Origin of the sequence: Janthinobacterium sp. BJB446, from assembly GCF_002735655.1 — a bacterium.
GTDB classification, from domain to species: Bacteria; Pseudomonadota; Gammaproteobacteria; order Burkholderiales; family Burkholderiaceae_D; genus Janthinobacterium; species Janthinobacterium lividum.
The window spans coordinates 2917718-2939786 of sequence record NZ_PDZK01000001.1 but is presented as its reverse complement, the minus strand read 5'-3'; the positions used below and the strand labels follow the sequence as shown (position 1 = coordinate 2939786).

The 22069-nt window shown below is 62.0% G+C and carries 20 protein-coding genes; 19 read left to right on the top strand and 1 reads right to left on the bottom strand.

The features are described from left to right. Nucleotides 1–47 precede the first annotated feature (47 nt). The 9 genes from surE (at nt 48) to CSQ92_RS13030 (ending at nt 10919) form a co-directional block, all read left to right on the top strand. A complete protein-coding gene (gene surE / locus CSQ92_RS13070; protein WP_034789072.1) occupies nt 48–785 on the top strand; it encodes a 5'/3'-nucleotidase SurE in 738 nt (245 codons plus the stop codon). A 9-nt stretch (nt 786–794) separates the two neighbouring features. Then, nucleotides 795–1685, top strand: coding sequence for a protein-L-isoaspartate(D-aspartate) O-methyltransferase (locus tag CSQ92_RS13065; protein WP_034789070.1), 891 nt, complete (start codon nt 795–797; stop codon nt 1683–1685). A 42-nt stretch (nt 1686–1727) separates the two neighbouring features. Beyond that, the gene (locus CSQ92_RS13060; protein WP_034789067.1) at nt 1728–2645 is read left to right on the top strand and encodes a peptidoglycan DD-metalloendopeptidase family protein; all 918 of its coding nucleotides are present in this window, start codon (nt 1728–1730) and stop codon (nt 2643–2645) included. Between the two features lie 8 nt (nt 2646–2653). Further along, nucleotides 2654–3685: an RNA polymerase sigma factor RpoS gene (rpoS, locus tag CSQ92_RS13055; RefSeq protein WP_034789065.1), complete on the top strand. Its 1032-nt coding sequence runs from the start codon at nt 2654–2656 to the stop codon at nt 3683–3685. Nucleotides 3686–3816: 131 nt separating this feature from the next. Beyond that, nucleotides 3817–5160: a 23S rRNA (uracil(1939)-C(5))-methyltransferase RlmD gene (gene rlmD / locus CSQ92_RS13050; protein WP_070282092.1), complete on the top strand. Its 1344-nt coding sequence runs from the start codon at nt 3817–3819 to the stop codon at nt 5158–5160. A 396-nt stretch (nt 5161–5556) separates the two neighbouring features. After that, the gene (locus tag CSQ92_RS13045) at nt 5557–7488 is read left to right on the top strand and encodes a glycosyl hydrolase family 18 protein (RefSeq protein WP_283957983.1); all 1932 of its coding nucleotides are present in this window, start codon (nt 5557–5559) and stop codon (nt 7486–7488) included. 78 nt (nt 7489–7566) lie between these two features. After that, complete coding sequence (locus CSQ92_RS13040; protein ID WP_099388483.1) at nt 7567–8613, top strand: cupin-like domain-containing protein; 1047 nt, start codon at nt 7567–7569, stop codon at nt 8611–8613. 286 nt (nt 8614–8899) lie between these two features. Continuing rightward, nucleotides 8900–10045, top strand: a complete 1146-nt coding sequence (cfa, locus tag CSQ92_RS13035; RefSeq protein ID WP_099394306.1) for a cyclopropane fatty acyl phospholipid synthase — start codon at nt 8900–8902, stop codon at nt 10043–10045. A gap of 28 nt (nt 10046–10073) precedes the next feature. Beyond that, nucleotides 10074–10919 (top strand): LysR family transcriptional regulator, encoded by an 846-nt coding sequence (locus tag CSQ92_RS13030; protein ID WP_099394305.1) that lies wholly within the window; start codon nt 10074–10076, stop codon nt 10917–10919. Nucleotides 10920–11078: 159 nt separating this feature from the next. Here the strand turns inward: CSQ92_RS13030 and CSQ92_RS13025 are convergent, their stop codons facing one another. Then, on the bottom strand, nt 11079–11765 hold the full coding sequence (locus CSQ92_RS13025; RefSeq protein ID WP_034752039.1) for a Bax inhibitor-1/YccA family protein: 687 nt from the start codon (nt 11763–11765) through the stop codon (nt 11079–11081). A gap of 221 nt (nt 11766–11986) precedes the next feature. Here CSQ92_RS13025 and ndk point away from each other — a divergent pair, with 221 nt between their 5' ends. The 10 genes from ndk to hfq all read left to right on the top strand — a co-directional run bounded on the left by ndk (nt 11987) and on the right by hfq (nt 22023). Next, complete coding sequence (ndk, locus tag CSQ92_RS13020) at nt 11987–12403, top strand: nucleoside-diphosphate kinase (protein ID WP_034752036.1); 417 nt, start codon at nt 11987–11989, stop codon at nt 12401–12403. A 125-nt stretch (nt 12404–12528) separates the two neighbouring features. Further along, nucleotides 12529–13704: a 23S rRNA (adenine(2503)-C(2))-methyltransferase RlmN gene (gene rlmN, locus CSQ92_RS13015; protein ID WP_034752035.1), complete on the top strand. Its 1176-nt coding sequence runs from the start codon at nt 12529–12531 to the stop codon at nt 13702–13704. An 11-nt stretch (nt 13705–13715) separates the two neighbouring features. Beyond that, nucleotides 13716–14492 (top strand): type IV pilus biogenesis/stability protein PilW, encoded by a 777-nt coding sequence (gene pilW, locus CSQ92_RS13010; protein ID WP_231958013.1) that lies wholly within the window; start codon nt 13716–13718, stop codon nt 14490–14492. An 82-nt stretch (nt 14493–14574) separates the two neighbouring features. Beyond that, the gene (locus tag CSQ92_RS13005; RefSeq protein ID WP_306532425.1) at nt 14575–15483 is read left to right on the top strand and encodes a helix-turn-helix domain-containing protein; all 909 of its coding nucleotides are present in this window, start codon (nt 14575–14577) and stop codon (nt 15481–15483) included. A gap of 38 nt (nt 15484–15521) precedes the next feature. Further along, nucleotides 15522–16796 carry a flavodoxin-dependent (E)-4-hydroxy-3-methylbut-2-enyl-diphosphate synthase gene (ispG, locus tag CSQ92_RS13000; RefSeq protein WP_034789045.1) on the top strand — a complete coding sequence of 425 codons (1275 nt, stop codon included), beginning with the start codon at nt 15522–15524 and terminating at the stop codon, nt 16794–16796. An 83-nt stretch (nt 16797–16879) separates the two neighbouring features. Continuing rightward, a complete protein-coding gene (gene hisS, locus CSQ92_RS12995; protein WP_034789042.1) occupies nt 16880–18241 on the top strand; it encodes a histidine--tRNA ligase in 1362 nt (453 codons plus the stop codon). 53 nt (nt 18242–18294) lie between these two features. Next, a complete protein-coding gene (locus tag CSQ92_RS12990) occupies nt 18295–18963 on the top strand; it encodes a tetratricopeptide repeat protein (protein ID WP_099394303.1) in 669 nt (222 codons plus the stop codon). 85 nt (nt 18964–19048) lie between these two features. Continuing rightward, a complete protein-coding gene (gene bamB, locus CSQ92_RS12985; protein ID WP_099394302.1) occupies nt 19049–20194 on the top strand; it encodes an outer membrane protein assembly factor BamB in 1146 nt (381 codons plus the stop codon). Between the two features lie 4 nt (nt 20195–20198). Then, entirely contained in the window at nt 20199–21545 is a 1347-nt protein-coding gene (gene der / locus CSQ92_RS12980) for a ribosome biogenesis GTPase Der (protein WP_034752028.1), read from the top strand. A gap of 241 nt (nt 21546–21786) precedes the next feature. Next, nucleotides 21787–22023, top strand: coding sequence for an RNA chaperone Hfq (gene hfq, locus CSQ92_RS12975; RefSeq protein ID WP_008450615.1), 237 nt, complete (start codon nt 21787–21789; stop codon nt 22021–22023). Nucleotides 22024–22069 lie beyond the last annotated feature (46 nt).

The window sequence follows — 22069 nt, the reverse complement described above, 5'->3', positions numbered from 1 at the left end:
GCGTGCGGCATGCGCAGTGTTGGCATCGCTTCGGGTAAAATCCCGTTATGAGAATTCTTATCAGTAACGACGACGGTTACCTGGCGCCAGGCCTGGCGGCCCTGGCCGACGCGCTCGCACCCATTGCCGACATCGTCGTGGTGGCGCCCGACAGCAACCGTTCGGGCGCATCCAATTCGCTGTCCCTGGACCGGCCCCTGTCCGTGCACAAGGCCGCCAACGGCTTTTACTTCGTCAACGGCACGCCCACCGATTGCGTGCACGTGGCGCTGACGGGCATGCTCATCGAGCGCCCCGACCTGGTGGTCTCCGGCATCAACAACGGCCCCAACATGGGCGACGACACCCTGTATTCGGGTACCGTGGCGGCTGCCACGGAAGGCTATCTGTTCGGTATTCCCGCCATCGCCTTTTCCCAGTCGCAGTTCGGCTGGGCCAACCTGGACGCTGCCGCCCGCGTGGCCAGGGAAATCGTCGAGCGCCAGTTTGACGCCCTGCAGAAACCGTACCTGCTGAACGTGAATATCCCCGCCATCCCTTACGAGCAAATGCAAGGCGTGGTGGCCACGCGCCTGGGCAAGCGCCATTCGGCCGAGCCCGTGATCCGCGCGCTCGACCCCCGTGGCCGTGAAATCTTCTGGATCGGTCCTGCCGGCGCGGCCAAGGAAGGCGGTCCTGGCACGGACTTCCATGCCGTTGAGCATGGACAAGTATCGATCACGCCGCTGCAGATCGACCTGACCCATACCACCCAACTCGATGCACTGGCAAAAGGCCTGGCATGACCGCTCACTATGACCGATAAGCCGCGTACCTTCCCCCTTACCCTCGATTCGCTGGCCGGCAAGCCCGCCAGGCAGGGCGGGGGACAGTCGCTGGCCCAGTCCAGGATCGCCACGCCGCAGACGGCCACGCAGAATGCGGCGCAAAACGCGGCGCGGGGCGTGGCGCAGCCGTACGGCACGCACGCGGCCATCGCGCCGTCGCGCGCCCAGGCCATCGCCAATGAGCGGGCGCAGCCTGCGGTGGTATCGCCGCCGCGACAAAACCCGCTCGTCTCGGAGGCCGTGCGCCGGGCCATGGTAGCCCGCGTGGCGAAGCAGGGCGTCAAGGACCAGGTGGTGCTCGACGCCCTGCAAGCCGTGCCGCGCCACATGTTCATGGACGAGGCGCTGGCGTCGCAGGCGTATATCGACGCCTCCTTGCCCATCGGCCACCACCAGACCATTTCGCAGCCGTACATCGTCGCGCGCATGATCGAAGTGATGCGCCAGGGCGGCAGCCTGCAGCGCGTGCTGGAAATCGGCACGGGCTGCGGCTACCAGGCGGCAGTGCTGTCGCTGGTGGCGAAAGAGGTGTATTCGATCGAGCGCATCCGGCCCCTGCACGAGCTGGCGAAGGCCAATCTGCGTCCGCTGCGCGTGTCAAATCTGCGCTTGCAGTACGGAGATGGTATGCTTGGCCTGCCGCAGGCGGCGCCCTTCGACGGGATCATCCTTGCCGCAGCCGGCCTGGAAGTCCCGCAAGCCCTGCTGGAACAGCTGGCGCCCGGCGGGCGTCTGGTTGCGCCGGTGGGGGCTAAATTGCAACACTTACAACTCATTACCCGGGTGGGGAAAATGGAATGGACTAGCCAAACCCTGGAAGATTGCCATTTCGTACCTTTGCGCCCGGGCACCATATGATCCCCGGATCAGCTAGCAAGCAGGACATACAATTACATGCGAATGATTAAGAAAAGTAACATACTTCTATGTAGCATCACCTTGGCCGCGCTGTTGAGCGGTTGCGGCACGACGGGCGTCCAGGCGCCCGTCGTGGAGCGCCAGCCATCGAGCAGCAGCGCCGCAGCCAGCGATCCGCGCGACCGTGACCCGGCTTATTACACGGTCAAGCGTGGCGACACCCTGTTGCGCATCGCCCTCGAGCACGGGCAGAATTACCGCGACCTGGTGGCCTGGAATGACTTGAGCAACCCGAACGACATCAAGGTCGACCAGGTGCTGCGCGTGTTGCCGCCAAATGGCGACACGGGCGGCGCGCAAACGTCGGCCATCGTCATGCCGCCGGTGACGGAAGTCAAGCCGGCCGCGCCTGTCGTGCCGAAGAAAACGGGCCCGCGCGGCGAGAAGCGCGCGTATTCCGACGCCACCCTGGCCGAATTGCGCGCCGATGGCGGCAGCAGCGACGTCAAGCCTGCGCCGGCCCCGGCGGCAGCCGTCGCCACCGCACCGGCCGCCGCCGCGGCAGCCCCTGCGGCATCGGCGCCCGGCGACGAGAAAATCAGCTGGATGTGGCCTTCCGAAGGCAAGGTCATCGGCACTTTCGACGAAGGCAAGAACAAGGGCGTGGATATCGCCGGCAAGGCGGGCCAGCAGGTGGTGGCCGCCGGCGCGGGAAAAGTCATGTATGCCGGGAGCGGAATCCGTGGTTATGGTAATCTTGTCATCGTGAAGCACAGTAATAGTTTATTGTCGGCGTATGCGCATAACCGCAGCATCCTGGTGAAGGAAGGGCAGAACGTCAACAAAGGCCAGGCCATCGCCGAAATGGGCGATTCCGATGCCGACCGCGTGAAGCTGCACTTTGAAATCCGCCAGCAGGGCAAGCCTGTCGACCCTTCGAAATTCCTGCCTAACCGTTAGGTAAAGCAATGACACACGCGCCGCACGATCAGCTGGACGATGACCCGGAACCCCCGGAAGACGGGGCAGACGAAGTCGTGACGGACGATGCCGGCGAACTCGACGGCATTGACGCCGTCGACGCGGGCGAGGGCGGCGAGGTGGCCAGCGTCAGCGTGCTGGTTGAAAGTGTCGATGAACTGAAAAAAGTGCTGGCGGCCGAGCTGTCGACCGATACCACGCAGCACTATCTGAACCAGATCGGCACGCGGCCCCTGCTGACGGCGGCGCAAGAAGTGCATTACGCCACCCTCGCCAAGCAGGGCAATTTCGAAGCCCGGCAAACCATGATCGAGCACAACCTGCGCCTGGTCGTGTCGATCGCCAAGCATTACATCAACCGCGGCGTGGTGTTGCTCGACATGATCGAGGAGGGCAACATCGGCCTGATGCGGGCCATCGACAAGTTCGAGCCCGAGCGCGGTTTCCGTTTTTCCACCTACGCCACCTGGTGGATACGCCAGAGCATCGAGCGCGCCATCATGAACCAGGCGCGCACGGTGCGCCTGCCAGTGCACATGGTGCGCGAACTGAATCAAATTCTGCGCGGCAAGTACCACCTGGAAGCCCAGCACCACGATGGCAAGGATGCCACCGCGGAAGACATCGCCCACCTGGTGGGCCGACCCGTGGAAGAGGTGCAGGATATCCTGGCCCTGTCCGAGCACGCCACTTCGCTTGATGCGCCGCTCGACAACGACCCGCAATCGTCGCTGATGGACATGTTGCCCGGCGCCAGCGAAGACGGTCCTGACGCGCGCGCGGAGCACCATGAAATGACGGTGCTGGTGCGCGACTGGCTGACCAAGCTGCCCGACAAGCAGCGCGTGGTCATCATGCGCCGTTTCGGCCTCGACAACGACGATCCGGCCACCCTGGAAACCCTGGCCGAGGAAATGGGCGTGACGCGCGAGCGCGTGCGCCAGATCCAGCAAGAGGCCTTGATCAAGCTCAAACGGGCTATGGCCGCACGCGGCGTCGTGCGCGACTCCCTGCTCTAAGGCGTCCGGTCCCGGTATTTCCGGGGCCGCATCTGCTATCATACGCCCCGCTCGCGGCGCCTGACCTTTCCCCATTCTTTCAAGTTCCAGCGCGGCCCTGCGTCCTGGCCCACTCTTACCTATTGATCGCTATGCAAGAAAATATCATCGAAATCAAATCGCTCGACATGGACGCCCGTGGCGTTGGCCATATTGAGAACGAAGACGGCTCGCCGGGCAAGGTCGTGTTTGTCGAAGGCGCATTGCCGGGCGAGCGCGTCAGCTTTGTGACGTTCAAGAAAAAGAAGAACTGGGAAATGGCCCGGATGACGGCGCTGCACCGCGAATCGTCGATGCGCGTGACGCCCAAGTGCAAGCATTTCGACAATTGCGGCGGTTGCTCGATGCAGCATCTGGAGCCGTCGGCGCAGGTGGCGATCAAGCAGCGCGTGCTGGAAGATAATCTGTGGCATATCGGCAAGGTGCGTCCGCAAAGCATCATGCGCCCCATGTATGGCCCGACCTGGGGCTACCGCTACCGCGCGCGCCTGTCCGTGCGCCACGTCAAGAAGAAGGACGCCGTGCTGGTGGGCTTCCATGAAAAGAAATCGGCGTTCGTCGCCGACATGGATAGCTGCGAGATCTTGCCGCCACACATCTCGGCCATGCTGCTGCCGCTGCGTGGATTGATTGCTTCGCTGTCGATCTTCGACCAGATGCCGCAGATCGAACTGGCCGTGGGCGAAGACGTGACCGCCATGGTCTTGCGCATCATGGCGCCGTTGACGGCGGACGATGAAACGAAACTGAAGGCCTTTGCCGACGAGTACGGCGTGCAATGGTGGCTGCAAGTCAAGGGCCCGGAAACGGCCGTGCCGTTCTATCCACTGGACAAGCAATTGCATTACCTGCTGCCGGAATTCGGCGTCAAGATGCCGTTCAAGCCCGTCGATTTTACGCAGGTGAACCACCACATCAACCGCGTGCTGGTATCGAAAGCCCTGCGTTTGCTGGAAGTGCAGCCGACAGACCGCGTGGCCGACCTGTTCTGCGGCCTGGGCAATTTCACCTTGCCGCTGGCCACGCAGGGCAGCGAAGTGGTCGGTATCGAAGGCAGCACCACCCTGACGGAGCGGGCGCTGGAAAACGCGCTGGCCAATGGCCTGGCGGAAAAAACCTCGTTCTCGACGCGCAACCTGTTCGAAGTGACGACGGATGACCTGATCGCGCTGGGCAAGTTCGACCGCATCCTCGTCGACCCGCCGCGCGATGGTGCCATGGCCCTGTGCCAGGCGCTGGTCGGCCTGTCGCAAGTGCGTCCGGACCTGCTGCCGAAACGCATCGTGTATGTGTCGTGCAGCCCGTCCACCCTGGCGCGCGACGCCGGCATCCTGGCGCTGGAAGCCGGCTATGTGCTGAGCAAGGCGGGCGTGGTGAACATGTTCCCGCATACTTCCCACGTGGAATCGATGGCGGTCTTTGATTTGCCTCAATAAGTAGTGCCGCGCGGCGGGTGGCCAGGCAGGCACCCGCCGCTGCCGCGTTCAGCGGCGCCGCGAGCTCCCCCAATACCACTTACAGCGTGTTATAAAACTGGTCTGTATTTTCCCGATCCAGCGTCTTTTTACATCCTTCCTCTGCCGTTTTTCCATTGTCCAGTAGGACAACACGCCATTTGCCTCCGCCGCTGCGCTTCTTGCGCAAAGTGGTATTGCCCACTTTGAGGCCACTTCAAAACCACTTGACCGCCTATTTTTTCAGCAGCATGCTGTTCTTGCAACTGCAAAAAACAAAATCACAGGGTAGCTCTTCATTGAAGCAAAGTGGTATTTCCGCAAACCTGAACAGGAGACAACGTGGAAAATTTAATACTCAAAAAAACGATCAGGAACATGATGGTATGTCTGGCCAGCGGTGGCGTGCTGGCGGCATGCGGCGGTGGCGGCGGTGACGCCGGCGCGCCGGCTGGGTCGCAATTGCTGGCGGCCAGTACGGTGGTCGCTTGCGTGCCGTGGCAAGAGGGCGGCACGTATAACGCGGGCACGGTGGTCACCTACCTGGGCGCCAACTATACGGCTCTGGTGACGCAGACGGATCACGTGGGCTCGGGTTGGAATCCCGTTTCCACGCCGAGCCTGTGGAGCGCCGGCGGCACCTGCGACGGCGGCACCACGCCGACGCCGACTCCCACCCCAACGCCGACTCCAACTCCCACGCCAACCCCGACCCCGGCGCCTACGCCGAACCCGACGCCCACTCCGACGCCAACGCCAACCGGCGGCACCTGCGCGCTGGCGTGGGTGGCCGGCACGGCTTACAGCGCGGGCGCCACCGTCAGTTATGCGGGCACGAATTACCGCGCCAACTACTGGACGCAGGGCGACAATCCGTCGACCAGCAGCGGCGCCGCCGGCACGGGCAAGCCGTGGACCAGCCTGGAAATCTGCAGTACCACGCCGACCCCGACACCTACTCCAACGCCGACGCCGACGCCGACGCCGACTCCAACACCGACGCCGACACCGACGCCAACGCCAACTCCAACTCCAACGCCAACGGGCCGCGAAGTCGGCTCCTATTTTGCGCAGTGGGGCGTGTATGGCCGCGACTATGAAGTGGCAAACGTGCACACGAGCGGCGTGGCCGACAAGCTGACTTTCATCAACTATGCCTTCGGCAACATCTATCCGAAAAACGGCGGCTATGAATGCGCCATGATCACCAAGACGGAGCCGGGTGCGACGAATCCGAATTCGCCGGACGCGGGCACGGGCGGCGATGCCGAGGCCGACTACATCCGCACGCCGAAGCGCACCGTCGATGGCCAGGCGATTCCTTGGGATGCACCGTTGTCGGGCAACTTCCTGCAGCTGAGAAAACTCAAGGCGGCGCACCCGAACCTGAAATTGTTCATCTCGCTGGGCGGCTGGAGCTGGTCGAAGAACTTCTCCGTCGGTTCGGCCACGGATGCGCTGCGCAAACAGATGGTACGTTCCTGCATCGATATCTACATCAAGGGCAACCTGCCGGTGCAGGGCGGTCGCGGTGGCGTGGGCGCGGCGGCCAACATCTTTGACGGCATCGACATCGACTGGGAATATCCGGTCGGCGGCGGCCAGCCGTACAACACGGTCAGCCCCAACGACAAGCGCAACTTCACCTTGCTGATGGCGGAATTCCGCAGCCAGCTCGATGCGCTCGGTGCAGCCAACGGCAAGCGCTACCTGTTGACGGCCGCTGTCGGTGCCGGCAAGGACAAGATCGACAACACGGAACCGGCCCTGTACTCGCAGTACATGGATTGGATCAACCTGATGACCTACGACTTCCACGGCGGCTGGGAAACGAGCACTAACTTCAACGCCCAGCTGTTTGCCGACCCTGCCGATCCGTCGACAGGCATGGCACGTGAATACGTGGGTGACAAGGCGGTGCAGTACATGATTGCCGCCGGCGTGCCGCGCGACAAGCTGCTGCTGGGCATACCGTTCTATGGCCGCGGCTGGACGGGCGTGGCGCCGGGGCCGAATGGCGATGGCCTGTACCAGGCGGCCACGGGCACGGCGCCGGGCACGTACGAGTCGGGTATCGAGGACTATAAAATCCTCGTGGCCAAGGCTGGCACGCGCTACTACCATCCCGTGACCAAGCAGCTGTACCTGTACACAGGTGCAGGTGGTCAGTGGTGGAGCTATGATGACCCGACCGTCATCGGCACCAAGGTGAAATATGTGAAGGACCAGGGCTTGCGCGGCGCGTTCTCGTGGGAACTCGATGGCGACGCGAATGGCGTGCTGGCAACCGAGGTGTGGAAGGTGCGGTAATACTGCGCTAGAGTAGGAGGCGGCCGGGCGGCATACGCTGCCCGGCCGCTTGTTCACATAAAAAACAGGAGACGGGCGATGGCGGCGGTATCGACATTCGGAGTCAAGCAGAAAGAACAGCAGCCGGAACAGGAGCTGAGCCGCGAATGGCGCAGCTGGATCGCGGAAAACCTCATGCTGGGGAGCCACCCGTCGGCGCTGATGCCGGTGCTGCAAAAGGCAGGCATTACGGAGCCCCTGGCGCGCCGCGAAGTGGAGCTGGCGCTGCAGAGTCCCTACCTGGCCGGCGCCGTGCGCCTGTCGAACCGGCTGGCCAAGCGCGACTGGGTGATCGACATCCAGCGCAAGCTGAACCAGTTGCGTCCACCCGAGATTCCCCGCCGCGAGAAACTGACGGCGCACGAGTTCCTGACGGAGTTCTATTCCACCAACCAGCCCGTGATCATCACGGGCATGATGGACGACTGGCCCGCCATGGCCAAGTGGAGCCCGGCCTATTTCCGCGAGCATTACGCGCAGCGTGAAGTGGAAGTGCAGTTCGGCCGCGAGGCGGATGCGCAGTACGAAATGAACAGCGTGGCCCACAAGCGCAAGATGGCGTTTGGCGAGTACGCCAGCCTGGTCGAGGGCAGCGGCGCGACCAACGATTTCTACATGACGGCGAATAACAATTCGCAGAACCGGCAGGCGCTGCGCGAGCTGTGGGACGATATCGGCCAGCTGCCCGAATACCTGGAGCAGAGTGGCGGCCCCACGGGGTTTTTATGGTTTGGCCCGGCCGGCACGGTGACGCCATTCCACCACGACCTGACGAACAACTTCATGGCGCAGGTGCAAGGGCGCAAGCGGCTGCGCATCATGGCCGCCTGCGAGGTGGCGCGGGTGTACAACCAGCGCCACTGTTTTACGCCCGTCGACGGGCGCGATATCGACCTGCAGCGCTATCCGCTGATGGCGGACGTGCAGGTGCGCGAATGCGTGCTGGCGCCGGGCGAGATCCTGTTCCTGCCCGTCGGTTGCTGGCATTTCGTCGAAGCGCTCGACATATCGATGACGGTGGCGTTTACCAATTTCAAATGGGATAACGATTTTTACAGCAAGTATCCGCCGAATCACGACTTTTGATCGTGGGCTAAGCTGCCGCGAACAGCCGCCGTACAGGCGGCTTTTTTCATGCTTCAGAGCGTTTCGTGCAAAAAATATTTCCATGAAAAAATTGATTCAAATCATTTCACAGCAAATATTTTGATATGAATGGCCATGATGTTTCATTATCCAGATGGCGATGGCGGGCGGATAATTTTATGGCTGGCGCGGCGCCGGGCCGCGGAGTGGACTTGCCGGCGCGCCAGCACCGACAACCATCTGGAGGCGGCAGGGCATGAACACGCAGCACACGACACAAGCATCTATGCAGTTGCAGCACACATCGAAAGTCACGCTGGACACGCGGCTGACGCGCGAAGCGGCCGAATTGCTGGCGAAGGCCGACATCCATTTGAATGGCCGCGCCGCCTGGGACATGCAGCTGCGCAAACCGGGCGTACCGGAGCGCGCCTTCGCCAGCGGCAACCTGGGCCTTGGTGAAGCGTACATGGATGGCGACTGGGATGCGAACCAGCTTGACGAATTCTTTTGCCATTTGCTGCGCGCCAGGGTGGCCGACGACGTGCGCCCCATGCGTCTGGCCTTCCATGCGCTGGCTGCGCGCCTATTCAACCTGCAGACGGAGCGCCGCGCCTGGATGGTGGGCAAGGAGCACTACGACCTGGGCAATGCCTTCTATGCGGCCATGCTCGATCCGCGCATGACATATACCTGCGGCTACTGGAAGGATGCCGGCAACCTGGCCGAGGCGCAGGAAGCCAAGCTCGATCTGATCTGCCGCAAGCTGCGCCTGGAACCGGGCATGCGCGTGCTCGATATCGGCTGCGGCTGGGGCAGCTTCATGCGCTATGCAGCGGAGAAATACCAGGTGCGGTGCGTGGGCGTGACGATCTCGAAGGAGCAGGCAGAATATGCGCGCGGCATGCCGGGCGGCGAGCACCTGGACTTCCGCCTGCAGGACTACCGCGACACGGATGAAAAATTCGACCGCATCGTCAGCATCGGCATGTTCGAGCACGTGGGGCACAAGAACCACCGCACCTTCATGGAAGTGGCGCACCGCTGCCTGGAAGACGACGGTCTGTTCCTGCTGCACACGATCGGCAAGAACAAGCGCCATTCCACGTGCGATCCGTGGATCGACAAATACATCTTCCCGAATGGCGACTTGCCGTCGCTCGGCCAGATCGGCGACGCCATCGATGATCTGTTCGTGGCCGAGGACCTGCATAACTTCGGCGCCGACTACGACAAGACCCTGATGGCCTGGCATGCGAATTTCGAACAGGCGTGGCCGCGCTTTGCCGCCCAGCTGGGCGAGCGCTTCCACCGCATGTGGTCCTACTATCTGCTGTCCTGCGCCGGCGCCTTCCGCGCGCGCGACCTGCAGCTGTGGCAATGGGTGCTGGCCAAGCAGGGCGTGCTGGGCGGCTACGAGCGTGTCAGTTGAGATGTGCGGCAACTGATATGATGGATTGATGGATATCAATCAAGCGCGTACCTTCCTGGAAGTGGCGTCCTGCGGCAGTTTCATCATGGCCGCTGAACGCATGCACGTGACGCAGACGGCCGTCAGCGCCCGCATCCGCTCGCTGGAGCAGCAACTGGGGCGCCAGCTGTTCGTGCGCAACAAGGCGGGCGCGCGCCTGACGTCGGCCGGCGAGCGCTTCATGCGCCATGCGGCCACCATGGTGCAGGTGTGGGAGCGGGCGCGCCACCAGGTGGCCTTGCCGCCGGGGCGCGACGACGCCGTCAGCATCGGCTGCGAGCTGAGCCTGTGGCAGCCGCTGCTCGGCGACTGGCTGATACGCATGAGCCGCGACTGTCCCCAGATCGCCTTGCGCGCGGAAGTCGACAGCCCCGCACGCCTGCTCGACGCCGTGCATGACGGCTCGCTGGACCTGGCCGTGCTGTACAACCCGCCGCAGCGCCCGGGCCTGGCCAGCGAATTGCTGGCCGAGGAAAAGCTGGTGATGGTGACCACGCGCGCTGATGGGCAGATGCATGCCGACACGTATGTGTATGTGGACTGGGGCCCCAGTTTCGCCGCCAATCACCAGGCGGCCTACCCGGAGCTGAGCAGCCCGCCTGTCTCGATTTCGCTGGGGCCGCTGGCCCTCGTGTATCTGCTCGACGTGGGCGGTACCAGTTACTTTCGCATCGGCAGCGCGCAACCCTATCTCGATGCGGGGCTCTTGCACCGCGTGCGCGACGCGCCCGAATTCTCGCATTCGGCCTACGCCGTCTACGCGGCCCAGCGCGACAACCCGACCCTGGACCGCGCCCGCGCCTGCCTGCTGGAGGTGGCGGAAAAGGTGAAGTGAAGCTGCAGACGTAAAAAAGCCGACCCGTGGGTCGGCTTTCATTTTTAATGCGTATAAGCGCAGCGCATAAAACGTTCAGGGCAAAGCGCGGTGCCGAAGACAGTACGACTAGTACGGCGAGGCACTGCAACGCCGCCCTGGGCGTTTTTGCGTTAGCGCTTAGTCGCGGCTGCCGCCGGCGAAGCCCAGCAGGGACAGCAGGCTGGTGAAGATGTTGTACACGTCCAGGTAGATGCGCAGGGTGGCCGAGATGTAGTTGGTCTCGCCGCCGTTGATGATTTGCTGCACGTCATACAGGATGTAGGCCGAGAAGATGGCGATGGCGACCATGGAGATCACGATCGACAGTGCCGACAGGCCCAGGAAAATGTTCGCTACCGATGCCAGGATCAGCACGATCACGCCGGCGAACAGCCATTTGCCCATGGCCGAGAAGTCGCGCTTCGAGACCGTGGCGATCGTCGCCATCACGGCCAGGATGGTGGCCGTGCCGCCGAATGCCGTCATGATCAGCATGCCGCCATTCGAGTAGCCGAGCGTGCGCGTCAGGATAGGCGTGAGCATCAGGCCCATGAAGAAGGTAAAGCCGAGCAGGACGGCGACGCCGAGGCCCGAGTTCTTGGTCTTCTCAATCGCGTACATGAAGCCGAAAGCGACGGCCATGAAGATGATGAAACCCATGCCGCCGGTCAGCATTGGCAAATGCATTTGCACGCCGATGAAGGCGCCCAGCACGGTCGGGATCATGGACAGCGCCAGCAGCCAGTAAGTGTTGCGCAAGACCTGATGGCGGACTTGCTGCATGCCCCCCGACAGGTCAAAGGTGCGTTGCATGTTCTGATTCATAGTGCCTCCGTGTTGTCAATTCAAATTACTGCTTTACCCAAGGATAGCATGAGGGCCGGAATTTGCCAAAAAAGCAGCTTAAGATTTCATTAAACGGGGGCAGGGCGGCAAGATGCCCCCTGCCTGTCTGGGTGATATGGGGTGGAGTATGGTAAAATCAAAGGTTGATTGAGTTATCAATTTACCGTTTTAAACCTTACTTTTTATTGGAGTTTTCACACATGGCAATCGAACGCACCCTGTCGATCATCAAACCAGACGCAGTTGCAAAAAACGTAATCGGTCAAATCTACTCCCGTTTTGAAAACGCTGGCCTGAAAATCGTTGCAGCACGCATGACCCAACTGTCGCGCGAACAAGCCGAAGGCTTCTACGCAGCGCACAAAGAACGCGGCTTCTTCAAGGATCTGGTCGACTTCATGGTTTCCGGTCCAGTCATGATCCAAGCCCTGGAAGGCGAAAACGCCGTTCTGGCCCACCGTGACCTGATGGGCGCGACCGATCCGAAGAAAGCAGAAAAAGGCACGATCCGCGCCGATTTCGCCGATTCGATCGACGCTAACGCCGTACACGGTTCCGACGCTGTCGAAGCTGCTAAAGTGGAAATCGCTTACTTCTTCCCAGAACTGAAGGCTTAATTGCCTTAGATAACGTTATTTCCTGGCGTTATCTGTGAAATAACTTATCACCCCCTGTTCCCGCTGCGTTGTGGAGTTTTCGCTCCGGATGCGCGCGGGGACGGATTTTTAGAATAGACAAGATCATGAATACGACGACCCTCACCAACTTGCTGGACCTCGATCCCGCGCAACTCATCGCCTACTGCGCCGAGTTGGGAGAGAAACCGTTTCGTGCGAAACAATTGCAACGTTGGATACATCAGTTCGGCGCTTCCGATTTCGACGCCATGACGGACCTGGCCAAGTCGCTGCGCGACAAGCTGGCCACGCGCGCCGAAGTGCGCGCCCCGGCCATCATCAGCGACCACACGTCGACGGATGGCACGCGCAAGTGGCTGGTCGACGTGGGCAATGGCAATGCCGTGGAAACCGTGTTCATTCCGGAAGAAAACCGCGGCACCCTGTGCATCTCGACCCAGGCCGGCTGCGCCGTGAACTGCCGTTTCTGCTCGACGGGCAAGCAAGGCTTCAACCGCAACCTGTCCGTGGGCGAAATCATCGGCCAGTTGTGGATGGCGGAATTCGAATTGCGCCGCACCAAGGGTATCGAACCGGGCCCGAAAGGCGAGCGCCAGATCACCAACGTGGTGATGATGGGCATGGGCGAGCCCCTGCTGAACTTTGAGCCGACCGTCACGGCCCTGAAATTGATGCTCGACGACAACGCCTACGGCCTGTCGCGCCGCCGCGTGACCCTGTCGACGTCGGGCGTGGTGCCGATGATGGACAAGCTGTCGCAGGAAGTGCCAGTGGCCCTGGCCGTCTCGCTGCACGCCTCGAACGACGCCTTGCGCGACGGGCTGATTCCACTGAACAAGAAATACCCGCTGAAGGAATTGATGGCGGCCTGCAAGCGCTACCTGGAATTTGCTCCGCGCGACTTCATCACCTTCGAGTATTGCATGCTGGACGGCGTCAACGACAGCGACGAGCATGCGCGCGAACTGCTGGCGCTGGTGCAAGACCGCGAGTTCGGCGTGAACTGCAAGTTCAACCTGATCCCGTTCAATCCTTTCCCCGAGTCGGGCCTGTTCCGCTCGAAAAACCCGCGCATCAAGGCGTTTGCCCAGGTGCTCATGGATGGCGGCATCATCACCACCGTGCGCAAGACGCGCGGCGACGATATCGATGCGGCTTGCGGCCAGCTGGCCGGCGAAGTCAAGGACCGCACCCGGGTGCAGGAGCGCATGGAAAAGATGACTGAGTATCAACAGAAATTTGGCGCCAATTTCGGCAAGATCGTGGAGATCCGCTCCTGATGCGGGGAAGCATGGCTTATCCTGGCGTACTTGCCGTGGCTGTTGTCAGCCTGGGCGTGCTGCTGGCCGGCTGTGCTTCTACCGCAGACAAGGAGCAGGCTGCATCTGTCGAGCAGCGCGCCGCCTTGCGCTTGCAGTTGGCCAGCGCCTATTATATGCAAGACCAGTTTGTGGTGGCGTTGGCGGAAGCGGAGCAGGCGGTGCAGCTGGTACCGGGCAACGCCCAGGTGCGCGGCATGCGCGCCCTGATTTTTGCTGCTATGCGCCAACCCGTGGCTGCTGAAAAAGATTTTCTTTACGCATTGCGCCTTGCGCCCCACAATCCCGAGTTGAGCAATAATTATGGCCTGTTTCTGTGCCAGACCGGGCGCGCGGCGCAGTCGTTGGCGTATTTTGATGCCGCATTGCAAGATGTCGCCTATGGCACGCCTGAACTGGCGCTGCATAATGCGGCGGCGTGCAGCCTAGTCATGAAAGATTACCCGCGCGCCGCCGGCTACTGGCTCAAGGCGGAGCGCATCGCACCTGGCGCGGCAATTACCTATGCCGGCCTGGTGCGCGTGTATTACCAACAGCAAGACTACCGGCAAGCGGCTCATTACCTTGAGCGGCTCGGTAAAGTAGCGACAATGGAGGGCCAGACGGCCGATGTGCTGTGGCTCGGGATCAAGGTGCAGCATAAGCTCGGGGATGCGGGTGCGGAAGCTGGCCTGGGGGCGCTGTTGCGCAACCACCATTCCGGCTCCCCCGAATATGCTGCTTATCAAAATGGGGCGTTTGATGAGTGAGACAGGGATACCAATGAATTCAGAGTGGGCAGAAACGCCTCAGCAGCAGCCCCAGGGCAATCTTGCGTTGGCAGGCGCACAGTTGAAAGCGCAGCGCGAAGCGCTGGGCTGGCCGGTGGAGCAGGTGGCCGACCAGCTCAAGCTGGCGCCGCGCCAGGTGATCGCGCTGGAAGAGGGCGACATGGCGGCTTTGCCGAATCTGGCCGTGGTGCGCGGTTTCGTGCGCGCCTACGCCAAGGTGGTGCGTCTCGACGCGGCACCGCTGGTGGCCATGATCGAAGTCCATCCGGCGCCGGCGCAGCAGGACCCGGCCGCGCCCGTGCGGCGTGAAATTTCCGCCACGTTTTCCGAATCGCGCTTCCCGTCGATGACGCAGCGCTCGTCGAACCAGACTCCCCTCTGGATCGCCGGCGCCGTGGCTGTCGTCGTGGCGGCCGCTTTTGGCGCGTATAAACTCGGTTATGTGCCGGCCGGCCTGCTGTCCTCGCAGGCCGGGAAAGAAACGGCGCATGCGGAAGTGGGCCCCGTGGAAACGACCCTGATCAAGCCGGGCCAGGACTTGACGCCCGTGCAGTCGCCGTCCGTGCCCCTGATTTCCGTGCCGCCGCCGCCAGGCAACGATACGCAGACGGGCGCACCGGCCGCCGTCGCTTCGGCGCAGGCCGCTGCCGTGGTGCCGCCAGCCGCCGTGCCCGCGCCCGCTCCAGCGGCGACGGCTGCCGTCACGCCGCCCGCGGCTGCAGCTGCCGTGGGCGCGAATGCGCTGGTGCTGAAGGTCGAGCAGGATTCCTGGGTGGAAATCCGCCGTCCTGGCAGCACGCCGCTGATTTCGCGCATGGTCAAGGCGGGCAGCACGGAAACGTTCGATATCACGGGCCCGGCCACCCTGGTGGTAGGTAAGCCTGGTGTTGTGCAGGCAACTTTGCGCGGCGCCAAGCTGGATCTGCCGACCGTTGCCGGCGGCACGATTTCCCGTGTCAGCATCAAATAATTGCAGTAATCGTTCAAGCAAACTCAGAAGATAATATTATGGCTACCTCGAAAACAGCGATCGGCTCCGGTCCATCCGGCCGTCGCGACAGCCGCAAGGTGCTGATCGCGCACGGCCAGCGCCAGATCTGGGTGGGCGGCGACGCCCCCGTGGTGGTGCAGTCGATGACGAACACGGATACGGCCGACGCCATCGGCACGGCGATCCAGATCAAGGAACTGGCGCGTGCCGGTTCGGAGCTGGTGCGCCTGACGGTGGACCGTCCTGAAGCGGCCGCGGCCGTGCCCTACATCCGCGAGCAGCTCGACAAGATGGACATCGACGTGCCGCTGGTGGGCGATTTTCACTATAACGGCCATACCCTGCTCAACGATTACCCCGATTGCGCGCGCGCGCTGTCGAAGTACCGCATCAACCCGGGCAACGTGGGCAAGGGCGCCAAGCGCGATACGCAATTCGCGCAAATGATCGAGGCGGCTTGCCGCTACGACAAGCCGGTGCGCATCGGCGTGAACTGGGGCAGCCTGGACCAGGCCTTGCTGGCGCGCATCATGGATGAAAACGCGGGCCGCGCCGAACCGTGGCCGGCGCAAGCCGTCATGTATGAAGCGCTGGTGACGTCGGCGATTGAAAACGCCGTGCGCGCCGAAGAACTGGGTCTGGCGCGCGACAAGATCATCCTGTCGTGCAAGGTTTCGGGCGTGCAGGACCTGATCGCCGTGTACCGCGAACTGGCGCAGCGCTGCGACTATCCGCTGCACCTGGGCTTGACGGAAGCGGGCATGGGCAGCAAGGGCATCGTGGCGTCCACCGCGGCCCTGGCCGTGCTGCTGCAGGAAGGCATCGGCGACACCATCCGCATTTCGCTCACGCCCGAACCGGGCGGCGACCGCACGCGCGAAGTCATCGTCGGCCAGGAAATCCTGCAAACCATGGGCTTGCGCAAGTTCGCTCCCATGGTCATCGCTTGCCCAGGCTGCGGCCGCACGACGTCGACCACCTTCCAGGAGCTGGCTGACAACATCCAGACGTATCTGCGCGAGCAGATGCCGGAGTGGAAGAAATCGTATCCGGGCGTGGAAGCGATGAACGTGGCCGTCATGGGCTGCATCGTCAACGGCCCCGGCGAATCGAAGCATGCGAATATCGGCATCAGCCTGCCCGGCACGGGCGAGTCGCCTGCCGCGCCCGTGTTTGTCGACGGCGAAAAAGTCGTCACCCTGCGCGGCGAACGCATCGTCGAGGAATTCCAGGACATCGTCTTGAATTATGTTAAAAGCCATTATGGCAAGACCGCGCCGGTTGCCGCGTAATCGGGCGGGTAGGTCGGATTAGCGGGGCCGCCGAGGCGCGAAGCGCGTCATCCGACAATCAAGTTAAAGCAAAGAAGAACACTATGTCCGAAAATAAAAAAGCAGAAAAAATTACAGGCGTGAAGGGCATGAACGATGTCCTGCCAGCCGATGCCCCGCTGTGGGAATTGTTTGAAAACACGGCGCAATCCGTGCTGCAAAGCTATGGTTTCCAGCAAATCCGCACGCCGATCGTGGAAGAAACGAAATTGTTCGCGCGCGCCATCGGCGCCGTGACCGATATCGTGGAAAAGGAAATGTATTCGTTCACCGATTCGATGAACGGCGACAACCTGACCCTGCGTCCTGAAGGCACGGCCGGCGTGGTGCGCGCCGTGGTCGAGCACAACCTCGTCTACGAAGGCCCGAAACGCCTGTGGTACAAGGGCCAGATGTTCCGCCACGAGCGTCCGCAAAAGGGCCGCTATCGCCAGTTCCACCAGTTTGGCGTGGAAGCCATCGGTTTCACGGGCCCGGATATCGACGCCGAGATCATCATGCTGTCGCGCCGCCTGTGGGATGACCTGGGCCTGGAAGGCATCCGCCTGGAACTGAACTCGATCGGCGACGCGGCCGAGCGCCTGCGCCATCGCGCCGACCTGATCGCCTACCTGGAAAGCCACAGCGAGCTGCTCGACGAAGAAGCCAAGCGCCGCCTGCACAGCAATCCGCTGCGCATCCTCGACACCAAGAACCCTGCGATGCAGGACCTGGTCAATGGCGCGCCGAAGCTGCTGGACTACCTGGGCGAGGAATCGCTGGCCCACTTCCACGGCGTGCAGAAGATATTGAACCACAACAATATCCCGTTCACCATCAATCCACGCCTGGTGCGCGGCCTCGATTACTACAACCGCACGGTGTTCGAGTGGGTCAGCGACAAGCTGGGCGCGCAAGGCACGGTCTGCGCCGGTGGCCGCTATGACGGCATGGTGGAAATGTTCGGCGGCAAATCGACGCCCGCCGTCGGTTTCGGCATGGGCGTCGAACGCCTGGTATTGCTGATGAAAGATGCGGCCGAGCCCGAGCAGCCGGCCCAGTGCGACGTCTACCTGGTGCACCAGGGCGAGCAGGCAGGCTTGCAAGCCTTCGTGCTGGCCGAGCGGATTCGCGATGCGGGCCTGGACGTTGTGCTACATTGCGCAGCGAGCAACGGCGGCGGCAGCTTCAAGACGCAGATGAAAAAGGCCGACGCCAGCGGCGCGGCGTTTGCCGTGATCATGGGCGACGATGAAATCGCCAATAACGTCGCTACGGTGAAAGCCATGCGCGAAGCCGATGCAGGCGCGCAGCAGAACACGGTGCCGTTCGACGATGTCGTCGACTACGTGGTGGACCAGATCATCGGTGACCACGATTGCGGCCATGACCACGGCCCTGGCGGCCACGTGCATCACCACCATTGATTTCAGCAAGACCGTACTACCCTCGATCAACTACTCATTAAAACTGACGACCCATGGCATACGATCACGAAGAACAAGAACAACTGGCAACCCTCAAGGCCTGGTGGCAGCGCAATGGCAATCTGACCTCCTGGGTCCTGATCGTGGCGCTGGCAGGCTACAGCGGCTGGGCTGGCTGGCAATACTACCAGCGCACGCAGGCTGCGCAAGCGGGCCAGCTGTACGACGAACTGCAAAACGCCATCGCCGCCAAGGACACCGCCAAGGTGATGCGCGCGGCTGGCGACATGCAATCGCGTTTCAGCGGCACGGCGTATGCGCAGATGAGCGCCCTGGCCGCGGCCAAGGTGGCGTTTGACGCGAATGACCTGAAAACGGCCAAGACCCAGCTGCAATGGGTTGCCGAGCACGGCACGGAAGAGTACAAGGCCATCGCCAAGCTGCGCCTGGCCGGCGTCCTGCTGGATGAAAAAGCCTACGATGAAGCGCTGAAAGTGCTGGCAACGGCTTCCGTGGCGCAATTTGCCGGCGCCGTGGCTGACCGCAAGGGCGACATCCTGGTGGCGCAAAACAAGCTGGCCGATGCGCGCACGGCTTACCAGGCCGCACTGGCCGCGACGGACAAGAACAATCCAGGCCGTCAATTGATCCAGGTCAAGCTGGAAGCGATTGGCGGTACGGTACCGGAAGACAAGGCCAAGGCTGACAAGGCTGCCGCCTGACAGGAACACTGATGGCGTGGCCGGGCGGCGTTGTGCGCCGCCTGCCTCGCCCTTACAAGTACAAGAAAAAGGTTGGATAACACTTATGCGTGTCACTGAAAAGCTGGTAGCTGCAAGTCTGTTGGCCCTGATGGCCGGTTGCTCGTCCTGGAATCCGTTCGCCTCGAAAGATCCGAAAGTCGAACCGGCCAAGCTGGTCGAGTTAAAATCGAGCATCGCCGTGCGCGACGCCTGGAAGTATTCGATCGGCAAGGCCGGCGTCTACGCCTTCACGCCTGCGCTGGCCGGCAACAGCCTGTACGTGGTCAGCGCCGATGGCGCGCTGGCGCGCCTGGACGCGGCCAGCGGCCGTGAGACGTGGCGCGTCAAGGCCGGCAGCGACATCACGTCCAGCGCCGGCAGCGATGGCACGCTGGTGGCCGTGGGCGCCGCCAAGGGCGCCGTGCTGGCGTTCGATGCCGACGGCAAGCAGCTGTGGAAGGCGCAGGCGTCCAGCGAAGTATTGACGGCGCCCGTCGTAGGGCAGGGCGTGGTGGCGGTGCGCAGCGTGGACAACCGCATCGTCGGCTTCGACGCCAAGACGGGCGAACGCAAGTGGACGGTGCAGCGCGCCACGCCGGCCTTGACCTTGCGCAATGCGCCGGGCATGGTGCTGGGCGGCGCGAACATCTACGTGGCCCAGCCAGGCGGCAAGCTGCTGGCTCTGACGGCGGCCACCGGTGTGGTACGCTGGGAGATCGTCGTCAGCGAACCGCGCGGCGCCACCGAACTGGAACGCGTTTCCGATATCGCCGGCGCACCGGTGGTATTCGAAGGCGAAGTGTGCGCCGTCACGTACCAGGGCAAGGCGGGCTGCTTCGATGCCGCCACGGGCGTGCCGCGCTGGACCAAGCCGATCTCGTCCGATGTGGGCGTGGCCGTCGACCAGCGTTTCGTGTTTGTTGCCGACGCCCAGGGCGCCGTCGTGGCGTTCAGCCGCGAAGGCGGCCAGAGCGCCTGGAAGAATGAGACGCTGGCGCGCCGCCGCCTGTCGACGCCGGCCTCCTACGGCCGCAGCGTTGCCGTCGGTGACTATCAAGGTTACATCCACTTCCTGTCACGGGAAGATGGCGCATTAATAGGTCGTGTCAGCACCGACGGTAGCCCGATTGTTTCGGCTCCCGTTGTTGCCGGTTCGAATTTGATTTTTCAAACCCAATCAGGGACAGTGACCGCTCTCGCGGTCGAGTAATACAATGAAGCCGGTAATTGCACTAGTAGGTCGACCCAATGTTGGGAAATCGACTTTATTCAATCGTCTGACCCGCTCGCGCGATGCGCTGGTGGCGGATTTGCCTGGGTTGACGCGCGATCGTCACTATGGCGAAGGCCGTGTCGGCGAACGTCCCTTCCTGGTCATCGATACGGGTGGTTTCGAACCCGTCGCCAAGGAAGGCATCATGCACCAGATGGCACTGCAGACCAAGCAGGCCGTGGCCGAGGCCGACGTGGTGGTGTTCATCGTGGACGGCCGTCAGGGCCTGACCCCGCATGACAAGACCATCGTTGACTTCCTGCGCAAGAGCGGCCGCCCGGTCTTGCTGGTGGTTAACAAAAGCGAAGGCATGCGCTACACGGCCGTCGTGTCCGAATTCTATGAATTGGGCATGGGCGATCCGTATGCGATCTCGTCGGCGCACGGCGATGGCGTCAACGACCTCGTCGAAGTGATGCTGGACCTGGCGTTCGCTCAGCGTCCGGATGAGCCTGAAGAGCTGGAAAAGACCGACCGCGGCATCAAGATCGCCCTCGTCGGCCGTCCGAACGTGGGCAAGTCGACCTTGATCAACACGCTGCTGGGCGAAGAGCGCGTGATCGCCTTCGACATGCCGGGCACGACGCGCGATTCGATCGAAATCCCGTTCGAGCGCGATGGCCAGCAATACACCTTGATCGACACGGCCGGTATCCGCCGCCGAGGCAAGGTGTTTGAAGCGATCGAGAAATTCTCGGTGGTGAAAACGCTGCAGTCGATTTCCGAAGCCAACGTGGTCGTGCTGATGCTCGACGCGCAGCAGGATATCTCGGAACAGGACGCGCATATCGCCGGCTTTATCCTGGAATCGGGCCGCGCGCTGGTGGTGGCCGTGAATAAATGGGATGGCTTGCAATCGCACGAGCGCGATGAAATCAAGATCGATATCGACCGCAAGCTCGATTTCCTGTCGTTCGCGCAGATGCATTTCATTTCGGCGCTGAAGGGCACCAATATCGGTCCGCTGATGAAGTCGCTCAACGCCGCGTATGCGGCCGCCATGTGCGACCTGTCGACACCGAAGCTGACGCGTGCCCTGATCGAGGCCGTGGAGAAGCAGGAGCCGCGCCGGAAGGGGTCGATTCGTCCGAAGTTGCGCTACGCTCACCAGGGCGGCATGAACCCGCCTGTGATCGTTATTCACGGCAATGCGCTCGACGCCGTTGGCGATCCTTACAAACGCTATCTGGAAAAACATTTCCGCGATACGTTTGCGTTGGTCGGCACGCCGCTGCGCATCGAACTGCGCACGGGTAAAAACCCGTTTGCACGCACGCCAAGCAAGTAATGATTTAAATGCTGAATTAAGTGCATATTAAGGCGCCGCAGAGATAATGCGGCGCCGACAGCCAATTCAATGGCTTTTGCACGAGAATAATAAAGTGTTAATGCGCCATGCGCGACAGCGATCGCGAAAACAGGTTACAGTAGCTATGACGCATCTTTCTTTCTTTGGAAGGTGTGAGAGCACTTGAAATCAAGCGAGTCGCCTCCAATTCTTACACAACAACATAAACAACGGAGCTGTTATGAGCAACAAAGGGCAACTGTTACAAGACCCATTCCTCAATGCATTACGCAAAGAGCATGTTCCTGTCTCGATTTACCTGGTCAATGGCATTAAATTGCAGGGCCATATCGAATCGTTCGATCAATATGTCGTATTGCTGCGCAATACGGTGACACAGATGGTGTACAAGCATGCCATCTCGACAGTGGTGCCGGCCCGTGCTGTCAATCTCAATATTGAATCTGAAGCGGAGTAAAGCGTTGAGCTTGACGGCCCAGCGCCTTTCACCCTCTATCGCCCCC

Excerpts from the sequence above, each read along its gene's own strand:
- pilW (WP_231958013.1), top strand. The coding sequence starts at position 13,716 with ATGGCTTATCCTGGCGTACTTGCCGTGGCTGTTGTCAGCCTGGGCGTG.
- hisS (WP_034789042.1), top strand. The coding sequence starts at position 16,880 with ATGTCCGAAAATAAAAAAGCAGAAAAAATTACAGGCGTGAAGGGCATG.
- surE (WP_034789072.1), top strand. The coding sequence starts at position 48 with ATGAGAATTCTTATCAGTAACGACGACGGTTACCTGGCGCCAGGCCTG.
- rpoS (WP_034789065.1), top strand. The coding sequence starts at position 2,654 with ATGACACACGCGCCGCACGATCAGCTGGACGATGACCCGGAACCCCCG.
- CSQ92_RS13060 (WP_034789067.1), top strand. The coding sequence starts at position 1,728 with ATGATTAAGAAAAGTAACATACTTCTATGTAGCATCACCTTGGCCGCG.
- rlmN (WP_034752035.1), top strand. The coding sequence starts at position 12,529 with ATGAATACGACGACCCTCACCAACTTGCTGGACCTCGATCCCGCGCAA.
- CSQ92_RS13030 (WP_099394305.1), top strand. The coding sequence starts at position 10,074 with ATGGATATCAATCAAGCGCGTACCTTCCTGGAAGTGGCGTCCTGCGGC.
- CSQ92_RS13025 (WP_034752039.1), bottom strand. The coding sequence starts at position 11,765 with ATGAATCAGAACATGCAACGCACCTTTGACCTGTCGGGGGGCATGCAG.
- cfa (WP_099394306.1), top strand. The coding sequence starts at position 8,900 with ATGCAGTTGCAGCACACATCGAAAGTCACGCTGGACACGCGGCTGACG.
- ispG (WP_034789045.1), top strand. The coding sequence starts at position 15,522 with ATGGCTACCTCGAAAACAGCGATCGGCTCCGGTCCATCCGGCCGTCGC.
- CSQ92_RS13040 (WP_099388483.1), top strand. The coding sequence starts at position 7,567 with ATGGCGGCGGTATCGACATTCGGAGTCAAGCAGAAAGAACAGCAGCCG.
- bamB (WP_099394302.1), top strand. The coding sequence starts at position 19,049 with ATGCGTGTCACTGAAAAGCTGGTAGCTGCAAGTCTGTTGGCCCTGATG.
- ndk (WP_034752036.1), top strand. The coding sequence starts at position 11,987 with ATGGCAATCGAACGCACCCTGTCGATCATCAAACCAGACGCAGTTGCA.
- hfq (WP_008450615.1), top strand. The coding sequence starts at position 21,787 with ATGAGCAACAAAGGGCAACTGTTACAAGACCCATTCCTCAATGCATTA.
- CSQ92_RS13045 (WP_283957983.1), top strand. The coding sequence starts at position 5,557 with ATGATGGTATGTCTGGCCAGCGGTGGCGTGCTGGCGGCATGCGGCGGT.
- der (WP_034752028.1), top strand. The coding sequence starts at position 20,199 with ATGAAGCCGGTAATTGCACTAGTAGGTCGACCCAATGTTGGGAAATCG.
- CSQ92_RS12990 (WP_099394303.1), top strand. The coding sequence starts at position 18,295 with ATGGCATACGATCACGAAGAACAAGAACAACTGGCAACCCTCAAGGCC.
- CSQ92_RS13065 (WP_034789070.1), top strand. The coding sequence starts at position 795 with ATGACCGATAAGCCGCGTACCTTCCCCCTTACCCTCGATTCGCTGGCC.
- rlmD (WP_070282092.1), top strand. The coding sequence starts at position 3,817 with ATGCAAGAAAATATCATCGAAATCAAATCGCTCGACATGGACGCCCGT.